Genomic DNA, 19,101 nt, shown 5'->3' on the forward strand with positions numbered 1-19,101 from the left:
CCATGGCGCGCGGACATCACGGACCCGCCGGGCAACGGGGGGAGGCTCGCCCCAAGGCCGTCCGGAAGGGCGCCTCCAAGTTGGGCAAGAAGCCGGGCCCCAAGCTCGGAGGGGGTCGCGGTCCGGGAGGTCCCCGCGACGCCGGCGCACGCCCGGAGGGGCCTGGGAACGGCAGGAAAGGTCGCCCTCGCCAGGGCGGTCGTCGTCCGGAGGGGCGGCGGCCCCATGACGCGCCGGCGGGAGGCCTCATCGAGGGCCGTCGGGCCGTCGCCGAGGCGCTCGACGCCGGAATCCCGCTGAGGCGCGCCCTGGTCCAGGGCGGTGCGGACGGCTCTGACGCCACGCTCGCCCGCCTCGTCGGCCGCCTCGCGGCCGCCGACGTCCCCGTGCAGGCCGTCTCTCGGGACCGTCTTGACGCGATGAGCTCCCATGGCGCCCATCAGGGCATCGTCGCGCAGGCGGCGCCCTTTGCCTACGCCAGCCTGTCTGACGTCATCAAGGCGGCGGGACCCAAGGACGCGCTCGTCGTCCTGCTGGACCATGTGACCGACGAGGGCAACTTCGGCGCCATCGTCCGCTCCGCCGAGGTCGTCGGGGCCGCGGGCGTCGTCATCGCCAAGGCACGCGCCGCCGGCGTGGGCGTGGGCGCCTACAAGACCTCGGCGGGCGCCGTCATGCATCTGCCCATAGCGCAGGTCTCCAATCTCGCCGCGGCCATCGACCAGCTCAAGGATGCTGGCTTCTGGGTGTGCGGTGCTACGGAGCACGCGCAAGACGAGGTGTGGTCGGCGCCGCTCTCGGGCAGGCTCTGCCTGGTCATGGGCAGCGAGGGCGAGGGCATCTCGCGGCTGGTGCGCGAGAGCTGCGACTTTGAGTGCCGCCTTCCCCAGCGCGGGCGCGTCGAGTCGCTCAACGTGGCCCAGGCCACGACCGTCCTGTGTTACGAGTGGCTGCGTCGCACCATGGCTGCCGCAACAGAAAGGGGCGCGGATGTCCAGGCATGACGCGCCGGCGGCACCTCTCTCGCCCCAGGCCCAGGCACGGCGCACGTCCGCCCAGGGACGACGCGAGCTTTTGGTGGTCGACGGCTATAACGTCATCTTCAAGGGCGACCGATACGCCAGCCTCATGGACGAGGACGCCGACGACCCCTTTGTGCGCGCGCGCGAGCTGCTCATCTCTGACGTGGCCGCCTATGCCCATGGTCGCTACGACGCGGTCGTGGTCTTTGACGCGGCGGGCAACGTCTCGCCCGAGCGTCCCAACCTCTCCCACGCCGGCATCGGCGTCATTTTCTCGGCACGGGGCGAGACGGCGGACGACGTCATCGAACGCCTCGTCACGGGCGCGCGCCTGCAGCCGCGCGAGGTGAGCGTCGTCACGAGCGACAACACGATTCGTGCCACCGTGGGCGGCGTGCCGGTGACGCGCATCTCGAGCGACGTGCTCGTGCACGACGTGGGTGAGATGAACGCCGACATGAGACGCGCGTGCGAGGAGCGCGGCCACCAGCGGCTCACGCTTGCCGACCGCCTCGACCCGCAGACGCGCGCCAGGCTTGACGCGCTGCTGGGCAGGGGCTAGCGGGCGCCCGCACATTGCGCCTCCCAGGAGGGGTTTGCTATCATACCTAGGCCCGCTGGTGTAGCTCAGTTGGCAGAGCCCTAGTCTTGTAAACTAGTTGTCGCCGGTTCGAGCCCGGCCACCAGCTCCAGGAATTTTTGCGGGTCGGCGGCAAGCGCCGTCGGCCCGCATTCGCATTCCACCGTCTACGTGGGTTTGTGCAGTATTCATGGGATAGATACGCCCGGATGCGTGGATTCGGTTGACATGACTTGGCCCACGTCGTACTATTTCTCCGCTCGCATGGGAAACCCATCGGAAATACGGGTCCCAGCGAGCCTGACAACCGAAATGGGGATGTGGCACAGCGGCAACTGCGGCGGACTGTAAATCCGCTCCCTCTGGGTTCCTTGGTTCGAGTCCAAGCATCCCCACCACGCCCGTGTAGCTCAGTCGGTAGAGCACTTCGTTGGTAACGAAGAGGTCACCAGTTCAAATCTGGTCGCGGGCTCCATTTCGCCTTGTCAGGAACGGCACCCGCCGGTGTAGCTCAGCTGGTTAGAGCACGCGGCTCATACCCGCGATGTCACTGGTTCGAATCCAGTCACCGGTACCACGAATCTTACGGCGCCTCGGCGCCGTTTGAGATATGTAGCAGCAGGATGGCCTGAGGGTTGTTTCAGAAGGAGGACGGCAATGGCCAAGGAGAAGTTCGATCGAAGCAAGCCGCACGTAAACATCGGTACCATTGGTCACGTTGACCACGGTAAGACCACCCTTACCGCCGCCATCACTAAGGTCCTCTCCGAGACCGAGGGCTGCAAGGCCGACTACACCGCCTTCGAGAACATCGACAAGGCCCCCGAGGAGCGTCAGCGCGGCATCACCATCTCCGTCGCCCACGTGGAGTACGAGACCTGGGAGCGCCACTACGCTCACGTTGACTGCCCCGGCCACGCAGACTATGTCAAGAACATGATCTCCGGTGCCGCCCAGATGGACGGCGCGATCCTGGTCATCGCTGCTACCGACGGCCCCATGGCCCAGACCCGCGAGCACATCCTGCTCGCCCGTCAGGTCGGCGTTCCCTACATCATCGTCTTCCTGAACAAGTGCGACATGGTCGACGACGAGGAGCTCATCGACCTCGTCGAGATGGAGACCCGCGACCTGCTCTCCGAGTACGACTTCCCCGGCGACGACACCCCCATCATCCGCGGCTCCGCCCTCGGCGCCCTCAACGGCGAGCAGAAGTGGGTTGACTCCATCATCGAGCTCATGCACACCGTCGACTCCTACATCCCCACGCCCGCCCGTGACAACGAGAAGCCCTTCCTGATGGCCATCGAGGACGTCATGACCATCTCCGGTCGCGGCACCGTCGTCACCGGCCGCGTCGAGCGCGGCGAGCTCAAGCTAAACGAGCCCGTCGAGATCGTGGGCATCAAGAAGACCCAGACGTCCACCGCCACGGGCATCGAGATGTTCCGCAAGACCATGGACTTCTGCGAGGCCGGCGACAACGTGGGCGTGCTGCTGCGCGGCATCAAGCGTGAGGATGTCGAGCGTGGCCAGGTCCTCTGCAAGCCCGGCTCGGTTACCCCCCACAGCAAGTTCACGGGCGAGATCTACGTTCTCACCAAGGAGGAGGGCGGCCGTCACACTCCGTTCTTCTCGGGCTATCGTCCGCAGTTCTTCTTCCGCACCACTGACGTGACCGGCGACATCCAGGCCCTCACCGACGCCAACGGCGCCAAGGTCGAGATGGCCATGCCTGGCGACCACGTGACCGTCACCTGCGAGCTCATCCACCCCATCGCCATGGAGCAGGGCCTGCGCTTCGCCATCCGCGAGGGCGGCCACACCGTCGGTGACGGTCGTGTCTCCACGATCACCGAGTAGGGATCTCGCGTAACAGCTGGCATGTGGGCCCGGCGCCTTCTGTGAGGGCGTCGGGCCTTTTTTGGGCGCGTCGGCAACATGCCAGGCAATCGCCACAGTGCTGGAAAGGCCGCCAACATGCCGGGCCGATCGCCGGAATGCTCGGCCGTCTGCTGGTTTTGTCGAGGATCGAGTTTGACCATCTTGATGGTTGACAGATAAAACCAACGAATGGTAGCGTATTTCGTTGCGTCGCTGGCAATGTGGTATTGCCCGCGACAGACCACGGGAGGTTTCATGCGTACAATGGTTACTCTCGCCTGCACCGAGTGCAAGCGTCGCAACTACACCACCTACAAGAACAAGAGCAACACTCCTGACCGTATGGAGCTCAAGAAGTATTGCCCGTGGTGCCACAAGCATACCGTTCACAAGGAAACCCGCTAAGCTAGGTTTCTCACACGCCAGTAGTTCAATTGGTAGAGCATCGGTCTCCAAAACCGAGTGTTGAGGGTTCGAGTCCTTCCTGGCGTGCCAGCTAACACCACCGGCTTTCCCTTCGGGGTTGGCCGGTTTCTATGAAGAGGGATTAATCAAGAGGGGCAGGAATGGCAAAGAAAGAGCGACAGAAGAGAAGCGCTCGACAGGCGCGCCAGCAGGAGCGGGCGGAGCGCGCGTCACTGCAGGCCGCCACCCTTGACGCCACGCGGGAGGCTGCCGACAAGGGCCCCCTCAAAGCGCAGGCGAAGCGGGGCAACAAGCTTGCCAAGGCGAAGAAGCCCGGCCGCGTGCGCTCGTACCTCTCGGCGGTCCGCTCCGAGCTCAAGCGCGTCACCTGGCCCACCCGTCCCGAGCTCGTCAACTACTCCGTCGCCACCATCGTCATGCTTGTGGTGGTGGGCGTTGCAGTCTGGCTCGTCGACCTTGGGTTCGTCAACCTCTTCAATCTGTATACCGGACTGAGGGCGGTGATTGGCAATGGCTAAGCGCTGGTATGTGGTTCACACCTACTCGGGGTACGAAAACAAGGTCAAGACCGACCTCTTGCAGCGCATCGAGACCTACGGCATGGAAGAGCGCATCGTTGACATCCAGATTCCCACCGAGCAGGTGACCGAGATCAAGGACGGCGGCAAGCGCGAGACCAAGGAGGTCAAGGTCTTCCCGGGCTACGTGCTCGTTCGCATGGAGCTGGACGACGAGACCTGGAGCGTCGTGCGCAACACGGCCGGCGTCACCGGCTTCGTGGGCTCGCAGGGAAATCCCGTCCCCTTGCGCCGCTCCGAGTTCAACAAGCTCATGGGCCGCAGCACGGGCACCAGCCCGCGCGACGCCAAGCGCGCCACGATGACCACCAACCTTGAGGTGGGCATGTCCGTCAAGGTCATCAGCGGCCCCCTTGCCGACTTCGAGGGCGAGGTCGCCGAAGTCATGCCCGAGGCGGGCAAGGTCAGGGTCATGCTCATGATCTTCGGTCGCGAGACGCCCGTGGAGCTCACGCTCGACCAGGTGAGCGCGACGCTCTCGTAAGCGATTACCCCCAGTCCCGTATCGGTGAGGATGGCTTCTCGGGACTGCGCACGATACCGACACACACGTTCGATCAAGGAGTCAGCCATGGCCAAGAAGAAGAAGGTCGTCAACTTCATCAAGCTTCAGATCCCCGCCGGCGCGGCCAACCCGGCCCCTCCCGTGGGACCCGCCCTGGGCGCCGCGCAGGTCAACATCATGCAGTTCTGCCAGGCCTTCAACGCTGCGACCAAGGACAAGGCCGGCGACATCATCCCCGTCGAGATCTCGGTCTACGAAGACCGCTCCTTTGACTTCGTCACCAAGACGCCCCCCGCGGCCCAGCTCATCAAGAAGGAGCTCAAGCTCAAGAGCGGATCGGGCGTTCCCCAGCGCGACAAGGTTGGCCAGCTCACCCAGGAGCAGCTCACTAAGATCGCCGAGATCAAGATGCCCGACCTCAACGCCAACGACATCGAGGCGGCCAAGAAGATCGTCGCCGGCACCGCCCGCTCCATGGGCGTCACGATCGCCGAGTAACCTCAGCATCTCGAGGGAGGGTCTGCCGTGGGAGGCGGCCCGCTGAACCTCGCAACTACCTTCAGGAGGTACGAACATGCCCAAGCACGGAAAGAAGTACAACGCCGCCCTCGAGAAGGTCGAGCGCGGCACGCTTTACAGCCCCCTGGCCGCCATGAGGCTCGTCAAGGAGCTCGCCTCCGCCGGCTTTGACGAGACCGTCGAGGTCTCCGTCCGTCTCGGCGTTGACACCCGCAAGGCCGACCAGAACGTCCGCGGCTCCATCAGCCTGCCTCACGGCACCGGCAAGAGCGTGCGCGTCGCCGTCTTCGCCGAGGGCGAGAAGGCGCGCGAGGCCGAGGCCGCCGGCGCCGACATCGTGGGGTCCGACGAGCTCATTGCCGACATCCAGGCCGGCAACATCAACTTTGACGCCGTCGTCGCGACGCCCAACCTCATGGGCAAGGTCGGCCGCCTCGGTCGCGTCCTCGGCCCCCGCGGCCTCATGCCCAACCCCAAGCTCGGCACCGTGACCATGGACGTCGAGAAGATGGTCAAGGAGCTCAAGGCCGGTCGCGTCGAGTATCGCGCGGACCGCTACGGCATCTGCCACGTCCCCATGGGCAAGGTGTCCTTCCCCGCCGAGAAGCTTGCCGAGAACTACGGCGCCCTCTTCAGCGAGCTGCTGCGCGTGAAGCCCTCAACGGCCAAGGGTCGCTACGTCAAGTCCGTCGCCGTCTCCTCGACGATGGGGCCCGGCGTCAAGATCGACTCGAGCGTGACGCGCAACTTCCTGGACGAGTAGGGCCCGTCGCTCGCGTATCACACGTCTATTGACGCGGCGTCCCATTGCTGCGACAATATAGAATTGCCCTTGCGGGCAACCTGACAACTGCACGTCCGCTGCCAGAGACAGCCGGTGCCCGACGGCCATGAGGCCCGACGGCTCAAAGGGGATGTTCCCGCCTGCCGAGGTGGTTCAGAGCTTCTTGTGACTCTGTGACCCCGTCCTGGCACGCCAGGGCGGGGTCTTGCGCGTAAAGGCCCGCCCATGTCGGCGGTTCGTGCCTGAGCGTGCCAAAGGAGGTGTAACTCATGCCCAACAAGAACAACATCGCCATGCTCGACAAGGTCGCGGATTCCCTGGAGCACTCCAAGGGCGTCTTCGTGATCGACTATCGCGGGCTCTCCGTCAAGGAGACCCAGGAGCTTCGTCGTACCCTCACCGAGGCTGGCGCTCACATGAAGGTGTACAAGAACAACATCGTCAAGATCGCCCTCAAGAACGCCAACCTTCCCGAGATCGACAACCTCGAGGGAACCTGCGCCTACATCTTCTTCGAGAGCGACCCGGTCAACGCCGCCAAGGTCATCAAGAAGGAGGCCGAAGCCCTCAAGAAGATCGAGTGGGTCGGCGGCATCGCCGACGGCAACGCCCTCTCTGCCGACGAGGCGAAGGCCTACGCCGACCTGGCTGGTCGCGACGAGCTCATGGCCCAGCTGGTCTACGTGGTCGCCAGCCCCCTCAGGGGTATCGCGTCCGTCTGCGCCGGCCCCGCCCGCGGCCTCGTTACGGCCCTGGACGCCCTCGCGGAGCAGAAGAACGCCGCGTAGGCATCACGCACGCAGGGGGGCCAGCCCCTCACGCGTCGCGGCACCACCCGTACGTTTGCTTGACCATCGCTAGGGAACCGCACGGTTCCCCCATCAAAGGAGAATTGACATGGCTGTCACCAAGGATGAGATCATCGAGGCCCTCAAGGAGATGCCCGCCCTCGAGCTTTCCGAGCTCGTTCACGAGCTGGAGGACGTCTTCGGCGTCTCCGCCGCCGCCCCCGTCGCCGTCGCCGCAGCTCCCGCTGCTGGCGCCGCCGCCGAGGAGGAGGAGGAGAAGACCAACTTCGACGTCGAGCTGACCTCCTTCGGCGCCAACAAGATCGCCGTCATCAAGGTCGTCCGCGCCCTTACCTCGCTTGGCCTGAAGGAGGCCAAGGAGGCCGTCGAGGGCGCTCCCAAGGTCCTCATCGAGGGCGCCAAGAAGGAGGACGCCGAGGCCGCCAAGAAGCAGCTCGAGGAGGCCGGCGCCGAGGTCACCCTCAAGTAGTCTCGCGTTCATGGTCGTGCGGGGGCTGGGCCGGTAGGTCCAGCCCCTTTTTGTCAGCGCCCAGGCCGCCGGGACGCAAGACGGTCCGCCGGGCCGCAAGACGTCCGCGCGCCGGCTCCCGCCACCTTGCCACGGCCTGCCGTCGTCGCATCTTTCGCGAGAGCGGGACGTCTGGTCAGCATCACAGCAGCTACACAATCTGTTTTACGAAAATGCAGGTAGAAGCCGCAGGGCCTCTCATAGTTCAACTGAGCGCAATTGTCAAGACGTTATATTTGACCGAGGGGGAGAGTTTAGTTACTTTATTAGATTGCGACAACTGCCGCTGTATCACGTTTAAGGAGGAAGTGCCTGGTGCCTACCACAAAGTCTTCCAATGCCGTCCCGGAGAAGCGCGAGCGCATGAGCTTTAGCAAGATTCCGGCCGCGATGGAGCTCCCCAACCTCATTTCCGTGCAGAAGGAGTCATACGAGCGCTTCATGGGGGAGGGACTCGCGGAGTCGTTTGCGGAGTTCTCGCCCATCGAGGACGCCACCAAGACCATGGAGGTCTCCTTTGGCGACCACATGTTCAGCGACCCCCCCGAGAGCATCGCGAGCTGCGTGGCCAAGGACTTCACGTACAAGGCACCCCTGCTGGTGAACGTGCGCTTCACCAACAAGGCCACGGGCGAGATCAAGGAGCAGCTCGTCTTCATGGGCGACATCCCCCTGATGAGCGATCGCGGCACCTTCATCATCAAGGGCATCGAGCGCGTCGTCGTCTCGCAGCTCGTCCGCTCGCCCGGCGTCTACTTTGCCAGCGAGCTTGACAACGGCGTCCAGGTGCATCGCGTGCAGTTCATCCCCGCCCGCGGCGCTTGGCTCGAGTTCGAGGTGGACAAGCACGGTCATCTGGTCGTGTCCATCGACCGCAAGCGCCGCCAGAGCGCGACAGTCCTGCTGCGCGCCCTCGGCATCGCCGAGAGCGACGACGACATCCTGAACCTGCTGGGCGACTCCGAGGTCGTCCGTTCCACGGTGGAGCGCGACGTCGCCACCAACCGCGACGACGCCCTGCTCGAGATCTATCGTCGCCAGCGTCCGGGCGAGCCTCCCACCAGGGATAACGCCGCCTCTCTGCTGGAGGGCCTCTACTTCAACAACCAGCGCTACGACCTCGCCAAGGTCGGGCGCTACAAGATCAACAAGAAGCTCGCGCTTGACATCGACCCGACGTGTCGCGTCCTCACCAACGAGGACGTCGTCTCGGCGCTCCAGTACCTGCTGGCGCTGCACGAGGGCGACGCCACCAAGACCGTTGACGACATCGACCACTTTGGCAACCGCCGCATCCGCACGGTGGGGGAGCTCGTCCAGAATCAGTTCCGCGTGGGCCTGACCCGCATGGAGCGCGTCATCCGCGAGCGCATGGTCTCCCAGGACCCCGACGACATCACGCCCAACTCCCTGATCAACATCCGTCCCATCGACGCCGCCATCAAGGAGTTCTTTGGCTCGTCTCAGCTGTCGCAGTTCATGGACCAGGCCAACCCGCTCTCGGGCCTCACGCACAAGCGTCGTCTCTCCGCCCTGGGGCCGGGCGGCCTCGCCGGCCATAAGTCGGGCTCCAGCCGCCGCACCAACGTGCCCACGGCCGTCCGCGACGTCCACAACTCGCACTACTCGCGCATGTGCCCCATCGAGACCCCGGAAGGCCCCAACATCGGCCTCATCGGCTCGCTGGCGCTCTATGCCCACGTCAACGACTACGGCTTCATCGAGGCGCCCTATCGCAAGGTCGAGAAGGGCCATGTGACCGACCAGATCGACTGGATGACCGCCGACGAGGAGGAGAACCACGTCATCGCCCCCGCGACGACGCCCGTGGACCCCAAGACCGGTCGCTTCGTCCGCGTCAACTCCGCAGGCAAGACCGTCGCGGCGAACCACGTCATCGCGCGCACCAAGAACTTTGACGGCAGCTTTGGCGCCCCCGCCCAGGTGGAGGTCAGCGAGGTTGACTACATGGACGTCTCGCCGAGGCAGCTGCTCTCCGTGGCCGCCAACCTCATCCCCTTCCTCGAGCATGACGACGCCAAGCGCACCCTTATGGGCGCCAACATGCAGCGCCAGGCCGTTCCCCTGATCAGGAGCAGCGCGCCTTTGGTGGGCACCGGCCTCGAGCGCGCGGCCGCCCAGGACTCCGGCGAGCTCATCTGCGCCAGCGCGGCGGGCGTCGTGAGCGAGGTTGACGCCGCGCACGTCGTCGTCACCTCCGACGAGACCGGCGAGCAGGTTCGCTACGACCTTCCCAAGTTCCAGCGCTCCAACCAGAGCACCTGCATCAACCATCGCCCGCTGGTGCGCAAGGGGCAGAGGGTCCAGAAGGGCGAGCCCCTCACGGACAGCGCCTCCGTGGACAACGGCGAGCTGGCCCTGGGCGCCAACCTCACGGTGGCCTACGTGCCCTGGGAGGGCTACAACTACGAGGACGGCATCGTCGTCTCCGAGCGCGTCGTCCAGGAGGACCTCCTCACCTCCATCAACATCTCGAAGTACGAGACCGAGGCGCGCGACACCAAGCTCGGACCCGAGGAGATCACCCGCGAGATTCCCAACCAGTCCGAGGAGATGCTCGCCAACCTCGATGACGACGGCATCATTCGCATCGGCGCCGAGGTGGGCCCCGGGGACATCCTCGTGGGCAAGGTCACGCCCAAGGGCGAGACCGCGCTGACGGCCGAGGAGCGCCTCCTGCGCGCCATCTTCGGCGCCAAGGCCCACGACGTCCGCGACACCTCGCTGAGGATGCCGCACGGCGCCTACGGTCGCGTCGTCGACGTCGTGCACTTTAGCCGCGACGAGGGCTCCAAGCTCTCCCCGGGCACCAACGACCAGATTCGCGTCTTCGTGGCCCAGCGTCGCAAGATCCAGCAGGGCGACAAGATCGCCGGCCGTCACGGCAACAAGGGCGTCGTCTGTAACGTCCTGCCCGTGGAGGACATGCCCTACATGGCCGACGGCACGCCCGTCGACATCCTGCTCGACCCCCTGGGCGTCCCCTCCCGCATGAACGTCGGCCAGCTCATGGAATGCCACCTTGGCTGGGCCGCCGCGCACGGCTGGGACACCGAGAGCGCGGACTCCGACCGCATCGTCGAGGGCAACATGCTCGTCGCGACGCCGCTCTTTGACGGTGCCACGGACACTGAGGTCGAGGAGGCCCTGCGCCGCTCCAACATCAACCTCATGAACAAGGCGCGCCACGAGTATGGCAAGCACATGCGCGAGGAGTTCGTCCCGCAGCTCACCAAGGGCAAGATGACGCTCTATGACGGTCGCACCGGCGAGGCGTTCAAGAGCCCCATCACCGTGGGCACGAGCTACATCCTCAAGCTGGGCCACATGGTGGACGATAAGATCCACGCCCGCTCCACCGGCCCGTACAGCCTCGTCACGCAGCAGCCGTTGGGCGGCAAGGCCCAGTTTGGCGGCCAGCGCTTCGGCGAGATGGAGGTCTGGGCCCTCTACGCCTACGGCGCCTCCAACGTCCTTCACGAGATGATGACCATCAAGTCCGACGACACCACCGGTCGCGTCAAGACCTACGAGTCCGTCGTCAAGGGCGAGAACGTGCCGGCGCCGGGCATCCCCGAGTCCTTCAAGGTCCTCGTCAAGGAGATTCGCTCCCTCGCCCTGGACATCAAGCCCATCAAGTACCGGGATGACGTCAAGCCTGCCGTCCCCGCGGACGAGCCCGAGCAGAGCGCCGTCGAGGTCCTCACCGACGGGCTCAACGACATCGTGGGAGATCTGACGGAGGGCCTTGCCCTTGAGGACCAGGCACCCGATCTCATCGACACTAAGGAGTAGCGAACGTGGCAGATTTCGATACCACCGATTTCGACGCGATCAAGATCTCGCTTGCGTCTGCCGACGAGATTCGCAAGTGGTCGCGGGGCGAGGTAAAGAAGCCCGAGACCATCAACTACCGCACGCTCAAGCCCGAGAAGGACGGCCTCTTCTGCGAGAAGATCTTTGGTCCCTCCAAGGACTGGGAGTGCTCGTGCGGCAAGTACAAGGGCATCAGGTTCAAGGGCATCGTGTGCGAGCGCTGCGGCGTCGAGGTGACGACCGCCAAGGTGCGCCGCGAGCGCATGGGCCACATCGAGCTTGCGGCCCCCGTGAGTCACATCTGGTACTTCAAGAGCCCCACGAGCTTCCCGCTCTCGCGGCTGCTTGACATCAAGACCAAGGACCTCGAGAAAATCCTGTACTTTGCGAGCTACGTGATCACCTCCGTTGACAGCGAGGCCCGCGAGGCCGACGCCGACGTCCTCAAGGAGGAGCTCGCCGCCGACCTCGAGGAGCTTGACGCGGAGCGCGATGACGAGGTCACGCGCCTGCGCGAGCAGGGCGAGCCCGCCGAGGGCGAGCTCGAGGGCATCGAGCCCCTCTCGGAGGACGAGATTCGCGTCGGCATCGTGGACCTCGAGGAGGAGTACGCCGAGGAGAAGCAGCTCCGCCGGGACGCCTTTGACAAGTTCATGTCGCTCGAGGAGCGCGAGCTCATCTCGGACGAGAGCCTCTTCACCGAGATGAAGCGCTACTACTCGCTCTACTTCAAGGGCGACATGGGCGCCGAGGCCGTCCGCGACCTGCTGCGCGGCGTCGATCTTGCCAAGGAGGCCGAGGAGCTGCGCTCCATCGTCACCTCGCCCGACTCGCAGAAGCAGAAGCGCGAGAAGGCCGTCAAGCGCCTTGAGATCGTTGACGCCTTCCTCAAGGGCGGCAACAACCCTGCCGACATGATCCTAGACGTCATCCCCGTCATTCCGCCTGACCTGCGCCCCATGGTGCCCCTCGACGGCGGGCGCTTTGCGACGTCCGACCTCAACGACCTCTATCGTCGCGTGATCAACCGCAACAACCGCCTCAAGCGCCTCCTTGACCTTGACGCCCCGGCGATCATCGTCAACAACGAGAAGCGCATGCTCCAGGAGTCCGTTGACGCCCTCTTTGACAACGGCCGTCGCGGACGCGCCGCCACCGGCCGCGGCGGGCGCACGCTCAAGTCGCTCGCCGAGTCGCTCAAGGGCAAGCAGGGGCGCTTCCGCCAGAACCTCCTGGGCAAGCGCGTCGACTACTCCGGGCGTTCCGTTATCGTCGTGGACCCCACGCTCAAGCTGCACCAGTGCGGCCTGCCCTCGGCCATGGCGCTCGAGCTCTTCAAGCCCTTCGTCATGCGCCGCCTCGTTGACCTCCAGGAGATCGGCAAGCTCAAGATCGACAACATCAAGGCCGCCAAGCGCGCGATCGACCGCCGGGCCCCCGAGGTCTGGGACGTCCTCGACGAGGTCATCAAGGGGCGTCTCGTCCTGCTGAACCGCGCCCCGACCCTGCACCGCCTCTCCATCCAGGCCTTCGAGCCCATCCTGGTCGACGGCGAGGCCATCCACCTGCACCCGCTGGTCTGTGCGCCCTTCAACGCCGACTTTGACGGCGACCAGATGTCGGTTCATGTGCCCCTCTCCACCGAGGCGCAGACCGAGGCCCGCGTGCTCATGCTCTCCACCAACAACCTGCGCTCGCCGGCGTCCGGCAAGGTGCTGACGATTCCCTCCCAGGACATGATCATCGGCGCATACTTTCTGACGACCCACAAGGACGGCGTGCCGGGCGAGGACCGCGTCTTTGCGAGCCTTGACGACGCGCTGCACGCCTACGACTGCGCCGAGGGCGCCGGCGCCGACGACGCCAACGCCCTGGACATCCAGGCGCAGATCCAGGTGCGCGTCTCGGCCTGCGACGCCAACGTCGAGCTGGACGGCAGGAAGGTCTTCCGCGTCCGCAACGTGGGGGGCGAGGTCGTCGACATCGACGTGACCGATCGCCCGCAGCGCTTCACGACGACGGTGGGCCGCATCATCCTCAACCGTCGCTGCCTGCCCGAAGACTATCCCTTCATCAACTACAAGATGGCCAAGAACGACATCTCCAAGCTGGTCAACGACTGCTGCGACCGCTACTCCACCGCGCAGATCGAGACGATCCTTGACGCCATCAAGCAGACGGGCTTCCACTACGCCACCATCGCCGGGCTTTCTGTCTCGGTGTGGGACGCCATCATCCCCGAGGACAAGCCCGAACTCATTGACGACTCGCAGGGCAAGGTCGACCAGATCAACCACCTCTATGAGGAGGGCGAGCTTGACGAGCTCGAGCGCCACGGCGAGGTCGTCAAGGTCTGGACCACCTGCGCCAACGCCCTGGGCGAGAAGATGCTGCAGGGATTCAGCGAGGACAACCCCATCTTCATGATGGCCGACTCCGGCGCCCGTGGCTCAAAGACGCAGCTCAGGCAGCTTGCCGGCATGCGCGGCCTCATGGCCGACATGTCCGGTGACACCATCGACCTGCCCATCAAGGCGAACTTCCGCGAGGGCCTTCAGCCCCTGGAGTACTTCATCTCCACCTACGGAGCGCGCAAGGGCCTGGTTGACACCGCGTCGCACACCTCCGACTCCGGCTACCTCACGCGCCGCCTGGTCGACGTCGCGCAGGACGTCATCGTCCGCGAGGAGGACTGCGGCTCCGACGAGGGCGTGACCTACGAGCTCACCAAGATCGAGGACAAGAAGCGCGTCCGCAACATCGACCTCATCGGGCGCTGCGCGCTCAACGACGTCGTCGACCCCCAGACGGGCGAGGTGCTCATCGCCAAGGACGGCTACATCGAGTCCGAGGCCGACATCGACCTGCTGCTGTCGCACGGCCTCCAGAAGGTCGAGCTCAGGGCCCTTCTCACCTGCAAGTCCAAGTACGGCGTGTGCCAGAAGTGCTATGGCTGGGACCTCTCCACGAGGCGTCCCGTCAACATCGGCGCCTCGGTGGGCATCATCGCCGCCCAGTCCATCGGCGAGCCCGGCACGCAGCTCACGATGCGCACGATTCACTCGGGCGGCGTCGCCGGCGCCAGCGACATCACGCAGGGCCTCCCCACGGTCGCCCGCATGTTTGACGTCGTCGGCAACGTCAACGAGAAGATCCTGGGCCGCGAGGCCGACCTCGCGCCCGACACCGGCATCCTTCAGGTGACCACCGAGGGCGCCGAGAGGACCCTGCGCATCCTGGACGCCGACGACCGCTCGCGCGTCCTGTCCGAGTGGAAGATTCCCGCCTCGGTCAGCTTCATGCCTCGCATCGACGAGGTCATCAAGGACGAGGAGGCGGCCAACGAGGTCGAGGTGCACGCCGGTGAGCAGATCACGAGAGGCTTCGTGAACTTCCGCAAGCTTCGCAAGCTCACTGACATCGAATCCACGATGCACACCTTCGTGGGCTCGGTCAAGGACGTGTACACCTCGCAGGGCGTGGACCTCAACGACAAGCACATCGAGGTCATCGCCCGCCAGATGCTCAGGCGCGTCCAGGTCACGAATCCTGGAGACTCCACCTACCTCCTGGGACAGTACGTCGATCGCTACGTCTTCGCCGAGACCGTTCACAACATCACCCTTGCGGGCGGCACGCCGCCCGAGGCCGAACCCGTCATTCTCGGCACGCTCAAGGTCGCCAGCTCCATCGACTCGTGGCTCTCGAGCGCGTCCTTCATCAGGACCGCCGGGGTCCTCACCGAGAGTGCCATCAAGGGCGAGGTCGACCACCTGCTCGACCTCAAGAGCAACGTCATCGTGGGCAAGAAGATTCCGGCGGGCACGGGGCTGCACGCCTACGACACCGTTGAGCTCACCTACAACGGCGAGAAGCTCACCGGCATCGCCAAGGCCGACACCAAGCCGCTGCCCGAGTCCGCGCCCGACTTCCTCAAGACGGTCGAGGAGCAGCTGCCCAAGAAGGCCGAATGGATCGACGGTGACTACGGCTACGGCGGGTACTCCAAGAACGGCCGGACGCTCACGAACGACGAGGCCAAGCTCTATCTGTACGACGACCTCGAGGTTTCGCAGCGCTGGACCAACAAGTTCAGCGAGGTGGGCATCGAGACCGTCGGCGACCTCATCGGCAAGACCGAGGAGGATCTGCTGCGCATCGACGGCATCGGCGCGAAGGCCATCGAGGAGCTGCGAGACGGCCTTGAGGCGCACAACCTGCTGTACATCCTGGAGCCTGACGAGGATGAGGCTGACAGCGAGGACCTCTCGCAGCTGCTCAACATGGTGTTCTCGCCCGACGCGGGAAGCGACGTCATGCTCGGCGTCGCCGCCCCCTCGACGCACAGCTCCGACGACGAGCTCATCGGTGCCATGGCGTCCTCGACGGGCGGCGACCAGGTCATCAACGAGGACCTGGGGTCGCTGCAGGACCTGCTCTCGCAGGTCGAGAAGGGTGACGACGGGGAGCCCGAAGAGGAGTAGCCTCGTGTCAGGTCGTCGTAGGCCTTCCGACTAGGTTTTCTCAGGACCCGACGACGGGACGCGTCCCGTCATCGGGTCCTTGTCTGCATGACGCCGCCCTAAAGGCCAGCTGCGGGGGTCATACCCGGGCGCTTCGTCTGTCTGGCGAGGCGCCTTCTGATTGAAGGGACGTGCGGTATGCAACGCCTATCGGGATGGGTGGCGTAAAGTCGGCATTACTCGACCATTTTTCCCGAAATCGACAGAAAAAGTGCGAGTAATGCTGACTCGGCCCGCCTCCTCAAAGTATGACGTGCATACTTTCAAGTTTTATATGCATATGAAAGGGTGGTATGACGTCTAGGAGCAACGGTAGTGCACGTCCACGTGCGCGGACACGGTCCGTGGCTGGGGGTATGCGCCTGCCCGGACCCTTGTAGGGGCCCTCCCAACGTAGCGTTATCACGGGTCATAAAAACGTCCCACCCAACAGTCTCTTCGGGTGGGACGTTCATGAGGTCAGGCTGGCGTACCCGTCCGCTCCCTCTCGTAGCTCTATCCGCAGTTGAGGAAGGTGAACGAACCCATCTGCCAGCCGCGATGAGAGCCCTGGAGGGTGGAACTCACGCGCAGCAGGTCGATGTTCTCGGGATACCAGCGCGAGCTCAGCGTCACCTCTCCGCCGTTTACGTATATCTCCACGGTGGAACTGTCCACTATAACGCGCAGGCTCCGTATGCGTCCCGCAGAGAGGGCCGACAGGGGCATGCGCCTGAGGCAGCGGAACTGTCCGGCAGGGCTTGTGAACACGAGCTCTGCCATGCTTTCCAAAAGGGTGAACTCAAGGTCGCCGTTTAGTCGTAGGCTTCCGCGGGCATCTGGCGCAATGTCCTCAATCACGATGTCTGCGCCCCCCCTGAAGCTCGCGCCTACGGCGTCCGTCAGGTCGAAGGCGTCAAAGCGCGCCGATCCCACACCGCCCGTCGCGCCGGCGGCAGCCTCGGCCGTAAAGGGAATCTCCTCCCTGCGCAGGGCGTCCATCTCGTGGACGGGCCATTGGCATATGCGTCCTGCCTCGTTGAGGCTGAGCTCGCGTGGCATGGTGAAGGTGCCCGCCCACTCTCTTGTGGGGTTCTCATACTGGGTCTCTATGTCAGGCAGGCCCATCCAACCTAGCAGGATGGTACGCCCTGACTCGTCCTCGAAGATCTGAGGCGCGTAGAAGTCAAAGCCATAGTCGAGCTCTATGAAGTCATCCTGATCGATGCAGGCGTAGGGGCCCGCCGCGTCCATGAGGCCCTGGTCTCCCGAGAGCGTCTCCACCACGCCCTTGGCAAGGGGGAAGTAGCCCGCGTCGTGCACGTTCTGGAGCGAGGTGGTACGCTTGGGCGCTCCCTGGGGGCAGACAAAGAGGAACTCCCGACCATTAAGGCGGGCAATGTTGGGACACTCCCACATATAGCCAAAGGGAGTCTTTGCCGTAGAGGTGGCCGTACCCTCAAGCTGCCATTTCAGGCCGTCGGGCGACCCATACATCAACACGCAGCCACGGTTGGAGTTGGTGCGAGCTCCCAGGAGCATGTGCCATGAGCTGCCCTGCTTCCACACCTTTGGGTCGCGCACGTGGTTGGAGCAGTATGACGGGTACCCGTCGTTGCCCAGGACGAGCTGCTTCTTGCCAAAGGTGCGTCCGTCGGGGGAGATTGACAGCAGCTCGTTGGCATCGCGGCCCGCAAAGTCGTAGTCGTAGTCTCCCTCGGCGAGAACGTTTCCGGTGTAGTAGCACCAGAGCGCCCCATCGTGGATGACAGCCGATCCAGAATACGAGCCATCCTTGTCGAGGGGCATGTCGGGCATGATGGGGCCGCCCACAAACTCCCACGTCAAGAGGTCGCGAGAGGCCCATCCTCCCCATCCGTGCCCCTTTGCAGGCCAGAGTGGCTTGTACTGGTGAAAGAAGTGATACTCGCCATTCAGCTGACAGAGACCATTAGGGTCGGTGAGGTTTCCCGTGGGGACCTGCAGGTGAAAGCGCAGGCGCCAATTGTGCTTTGGCGTTGAGTTGTAGTTGATGGCCATGGTCCCTCCCGTCCTATGCCAGCAGCTTCTCTACTTCGGAAAGGGTGGGCATGGAGGGTATGGCACCACGTCCGCGCACGCACAGCGAGGCAACGGCATTGCCAAAGCGGGCGAACGAGCGCGCATCCTCAAGCCGCACGTCCCGGGGATCCAGCCTGCTGTCCACGAAGGCACAGAGAAAGCCTCCCCAGAACGAGTCCCCGGCACCCGTCGTATCAACGGCGTCCACCCTAAAGCCGGGGACCGTCGCGGAGCCGTCCTTGGTGGCGACGTAGGCACCTTCGGCGTCCAGCGTGACGCAGACCACTTTGACGCCCTGGTCCAGGAGGGCGGCGGCAGCCTCGGCCGGGTCAGCAAAACCCGTTACGAGGCCAGCCTCCTCGTCGCTGATCTTCACAAGGTCCATGTAGGGCACCACTGATCGCATCTGCTCGCCGGCCGTCTGTGCGTCAGGCCACAGGGAGGCACGGTAGTTGGGGTCATAGGACATGACGCAGCCAGCTGCCGTGGCGATGTCGAGGGCGGCTAGCGTGGCGCTTCGGGCAGGCTCGTTCGTAAGGGACAGAGAGCCCACGTGGAAGACGCGGCTGTCTTCTATGACCGAGCGGTTGAGCTCCTCGGGGCGTAGCTGGGTATCCGCGCCGGGCTTGCGCGCAAACGAGAAGGTGCGCTCCCCATCCTCGGAGAGGGCCACGAAGGCCAGGGTAGTGAAGCAGTCGGGGTCCATCACGAGGCCATCGCAGCTGACGTCGTTGGCAACGAGCGTGGCACGTAGGAAGTCCCCGTGCATGTCAGCGCCGACCTTTCCGATGAAGGCGGTTGACATTCCAAGGCGGCTTAGGGCCACAAGGACGTTGGCGGGGGCACCACCCGGATTGCGCTCGAAGAGCTTCTGTCCCCCTATGGACGTGCCCGCGTCGGTGAAGTCTATGAGCAGCTCGCCCAGTGCCGTGACAGAGAACATGATAGGGAGCTCCTTCCATATGTGTGCGATTTCTCTTGAGCAGTGCGACGTCTCTTGGACATGCGTGCAACATGACAGGCGGGGAGCGAACGCCTCGTGCGCTCGCCCCCCACGCGTGCGAGATAGTGGGGCCTGCGGGAGGC

Annotated in this window: 14 protein-coding genes and 5 tRNA genes; 17 read left to right on the forward strand and 2 right to left on the reverse strand. The window is 64.6% G+C overall.

Features of this window, described 5'->3' with window-relative positions; all coding sequences use genetic code 11:
- Nucleotides 1-2: 2 nt before the first annotated feature.
- The 17 genes from rlmB (at nucleotide 3) to HMPREF2826_RS01080 (ending at nucleotide 15,936) form a co-directional block, all read left to right on the forward strand.
- A complete protein-coding gene (rlmB, locus tag HMPREF2826_RS01005; protein WP_083307163.1) occupies nucleotides 3-1,004 on the forward strand; it encodes a 23S rRNA (guanosine(2251)-2'-O)-methyltransferase RlmB in 1,002 nt (333 codons plus the stop codon).
- Nucleotides 991-1,584, forward strand: coding sequence for an NYN domain-containing protein (locus HMPREF2826_RS01010; protein ID WP_070638365.1), 594 nt, complete (start codon nucleotides 991-993; stop codon nucleotides 1,582-1,584). The genes rlmB and HMPREF2826_RS01010 overlap by 14 nt, the downstream gene beginning before the upstream one ends.
- Before the next feature lie 54 nt (nucleotides 1,585-1,638).
- A tRNA-Thr gene (locus tag HMPREF2826_RS01015) sits at nucleotides 1,639-1,714 on the forward strand.
- Between the two features lie 202 nt (nucleotides 1,715-1,916).
- Nucleotides 1,917-2,000: transfer RNA gene (locus HMPREF2826_RS01020), tRNA-Tyr, on the forward strand.
- 1 nt (nucleotide 2,001) lies between these two features.
- Nucleotides 2,002-2,077, forward strand: a tRNA-Thr gene (locus tag HMPREF2826_RS01025).
- Nucleotides 2,078-2,102: 25 nt separating this feature from the next.
- Nucleotides 2,103-2,179, forward strand: a tRNA-Met gene (locus tag HMPREF2826_RS01030).
- 80 nt (nucleotides 2,180-2,259) lie between these two features.
- Nucleotides 2,260-3,465 (forward strand): elongation factor Tu, encoded by a 1,206-nt coding sequence (gene tuf, locus HMPREF2826_RS01035; protein WP_070638368.1) that lies wholly within the window; start codon nucleotides 2,260-2,262, stop codon nucleotides 3,463-3,465.
- Nucleotides 3,466-3,741: 276 nt separating this feature from the next.
- Nucleotides 3,742-3,891, forward strand: a complete 150-nt coding sequence (gene rpmG / locus HMPREF2826_RS08960) for a 50S ribosomal protein L33 (protein ID WP_082630080.1) — start codon at nucleotides 3,742-3,744, stop codon at nucleotides 3,889-3,891.
- A 14-nt stretch (nucleotides 3,892-3,905) separates the two neighbouring features.
- Nucleotides 3,906-3,981: transfer RNA gene (locus HMPREF2826_RS01040), tRNA-Trp, on the forward strand.
- Nucleotides 3,982-4,052: 71 nt separating this feature from the next.
- On the forward strand, nucleotides 4,053-4,430 hold the full coding sequence (gene secE / locus HMPREF2826_RS01045; protein ID WP_070638370.1) for a preprotein translocase subunit SecE: 378 nt from the start codon (nucleotides 4,053-4,055) through the stop codon (nucleotides 4,428-4,430).
- Nucleotides 4,423-4,974 carry a transcription termination/antitermination protein NusG gene (gene nusG / locus HMPREF2826_RS01050; protein ID WP_070638373.1) on the forward strand — a complete coding sequence of 184 codons (552 nt, stop codon included), beginning with the start codon at nucleotides 4,423-4,425 and terminating at the stop codon, nucleotides 4,972-4,974. Before secE ends, nusG begins: the two co-directional genes overlap by 8 nt.
- A gap of 87 nt (nucleotides 4,975-5,061) precedes the next feature.
- Entirely contained in the window at nucleotides 5,062-5,493 is a 432-nt protein-coding gene (gene rplK / locus HMPREF2826_RS01055) for a 50S ribosomal protein L11 (RefSeq protein ID WP_070638377.1), read from the forward strand.
- 76 nt (nucleotides 5,494-5,569) lie between these two features.
- Nucleotides 5,570-6,277 (forward strand): 50S ribosomal protein L1, encoded by a 708-nt coding sequence (rplA, locus tag HMPREF2826_RS01060; protein WP_058270994.1) that lies wholly within the window; start codon nucleotides 5,570-5,572, stop codon nucleotides 6,275-6,277.
- Between the two features lie 290 nt (nucleotides 6,278-6,567).
- Nucleotides 6,568-7,086, forward strand: coding sequence for a 50S ribosomal protein L10 (rplJ, locus tag HMPREF2826_RS01065; RefSeq protein ID WP_070638380.1), 519 nt, complete (start codon nucleotides 6,568-6,570; stop codon nucleotides 7,084-7,086).
- Nucleotides 7,087-7,195: 109 nt separating this feature from the next.
- Nucleotides 7,196-7,576 carry a 50S ribosomal protein L7/L12 gene (gene rplL, locus HMPREF2826_RS01070; protein ID WP_070638383.1) on the forward strand — a complete coding sequence of 127 codons (381 nt, stop codon included), beginning with the start codon at nucleotides 7,196-7,198 and terminating at the stop codon, nucleotides 7,574-7,576.
- Between the two features lie 354 nt (nucleotides 7,577-7,930).
- The gene (locus HMPREF2826_RS01075) at nucleotides 7,931-11,431 is read left to right on the forward strand and encodes a DNA-directed RNA polymerase subunit beta (RefSeq protein ID WP_070638387.1); all 3,501 of its coding nucleotides are present in this window, start codon (nucleotides 7,931-7,933) and stop codon (nucleotides 11,429-11,431) included.
- A gap of 5 nt (nucleotides 11,432-11,436) precedes the next feature.
- On the forward strand, nucleotides 11,437-15,936 hold the full coding sequence (locus HMPREF2826_RS01080) for a DNA-directed RNA polymerase subunit beta' (RefSeq protein WP_070638390.1): 4,500 nt from the start codon (nucleotides 11,437-11,439) through the stop codon (nucleotides 15,934-15,936).
- Nucleotides 15,937-16,470: 534 nt separating this feature from the next.
- Here the strand turns inward: HMPREF2826_RS01080 and HMPREF2826_RS01085 are convergent.
- Both HMPREF2826_RS01085 and HMPREF2826_RS01090 read right to left on the reverse strand, forming a co-directional pair.
- Nucleotides 16,471-17,994: a glycoside hydrolase family 32 protein gene (locus HMPREF2826_RS01085; protein WP_070638393.1), complete on the reverse strand. Its 1,524-nt coding sequence runs from the start codon at nucleotides 17,992-17,994 to the stop codon at nucleotides 16,471-16,473.
- A gap of 13 nt (nucleotides 17,995-18,007) precedes the next feature.
- A complete protein-coding gene (locus HMPREF2826_RS01090) occupies nucleotides 18,008-18,958 on the reverse strand; it encodes a PfkB family carbohydrate kinase (protein WP_070638396.1) in 951 nt (316 codons plus the stop codon).
- Between the last annotated feature and the right edge of the window lie 143 nt (nucleotides 18,959-19,101).

This window comes from Olsenella sp. HMSC062G07, from assembly GCF_001811895.1.
Classification (GTDB): Bacteria; Actinomycetota; Coriobacteriia; order Coriobacteriales; family Atopobiaceae; genus Olsenella_F; species Olsenella_F massiliensis.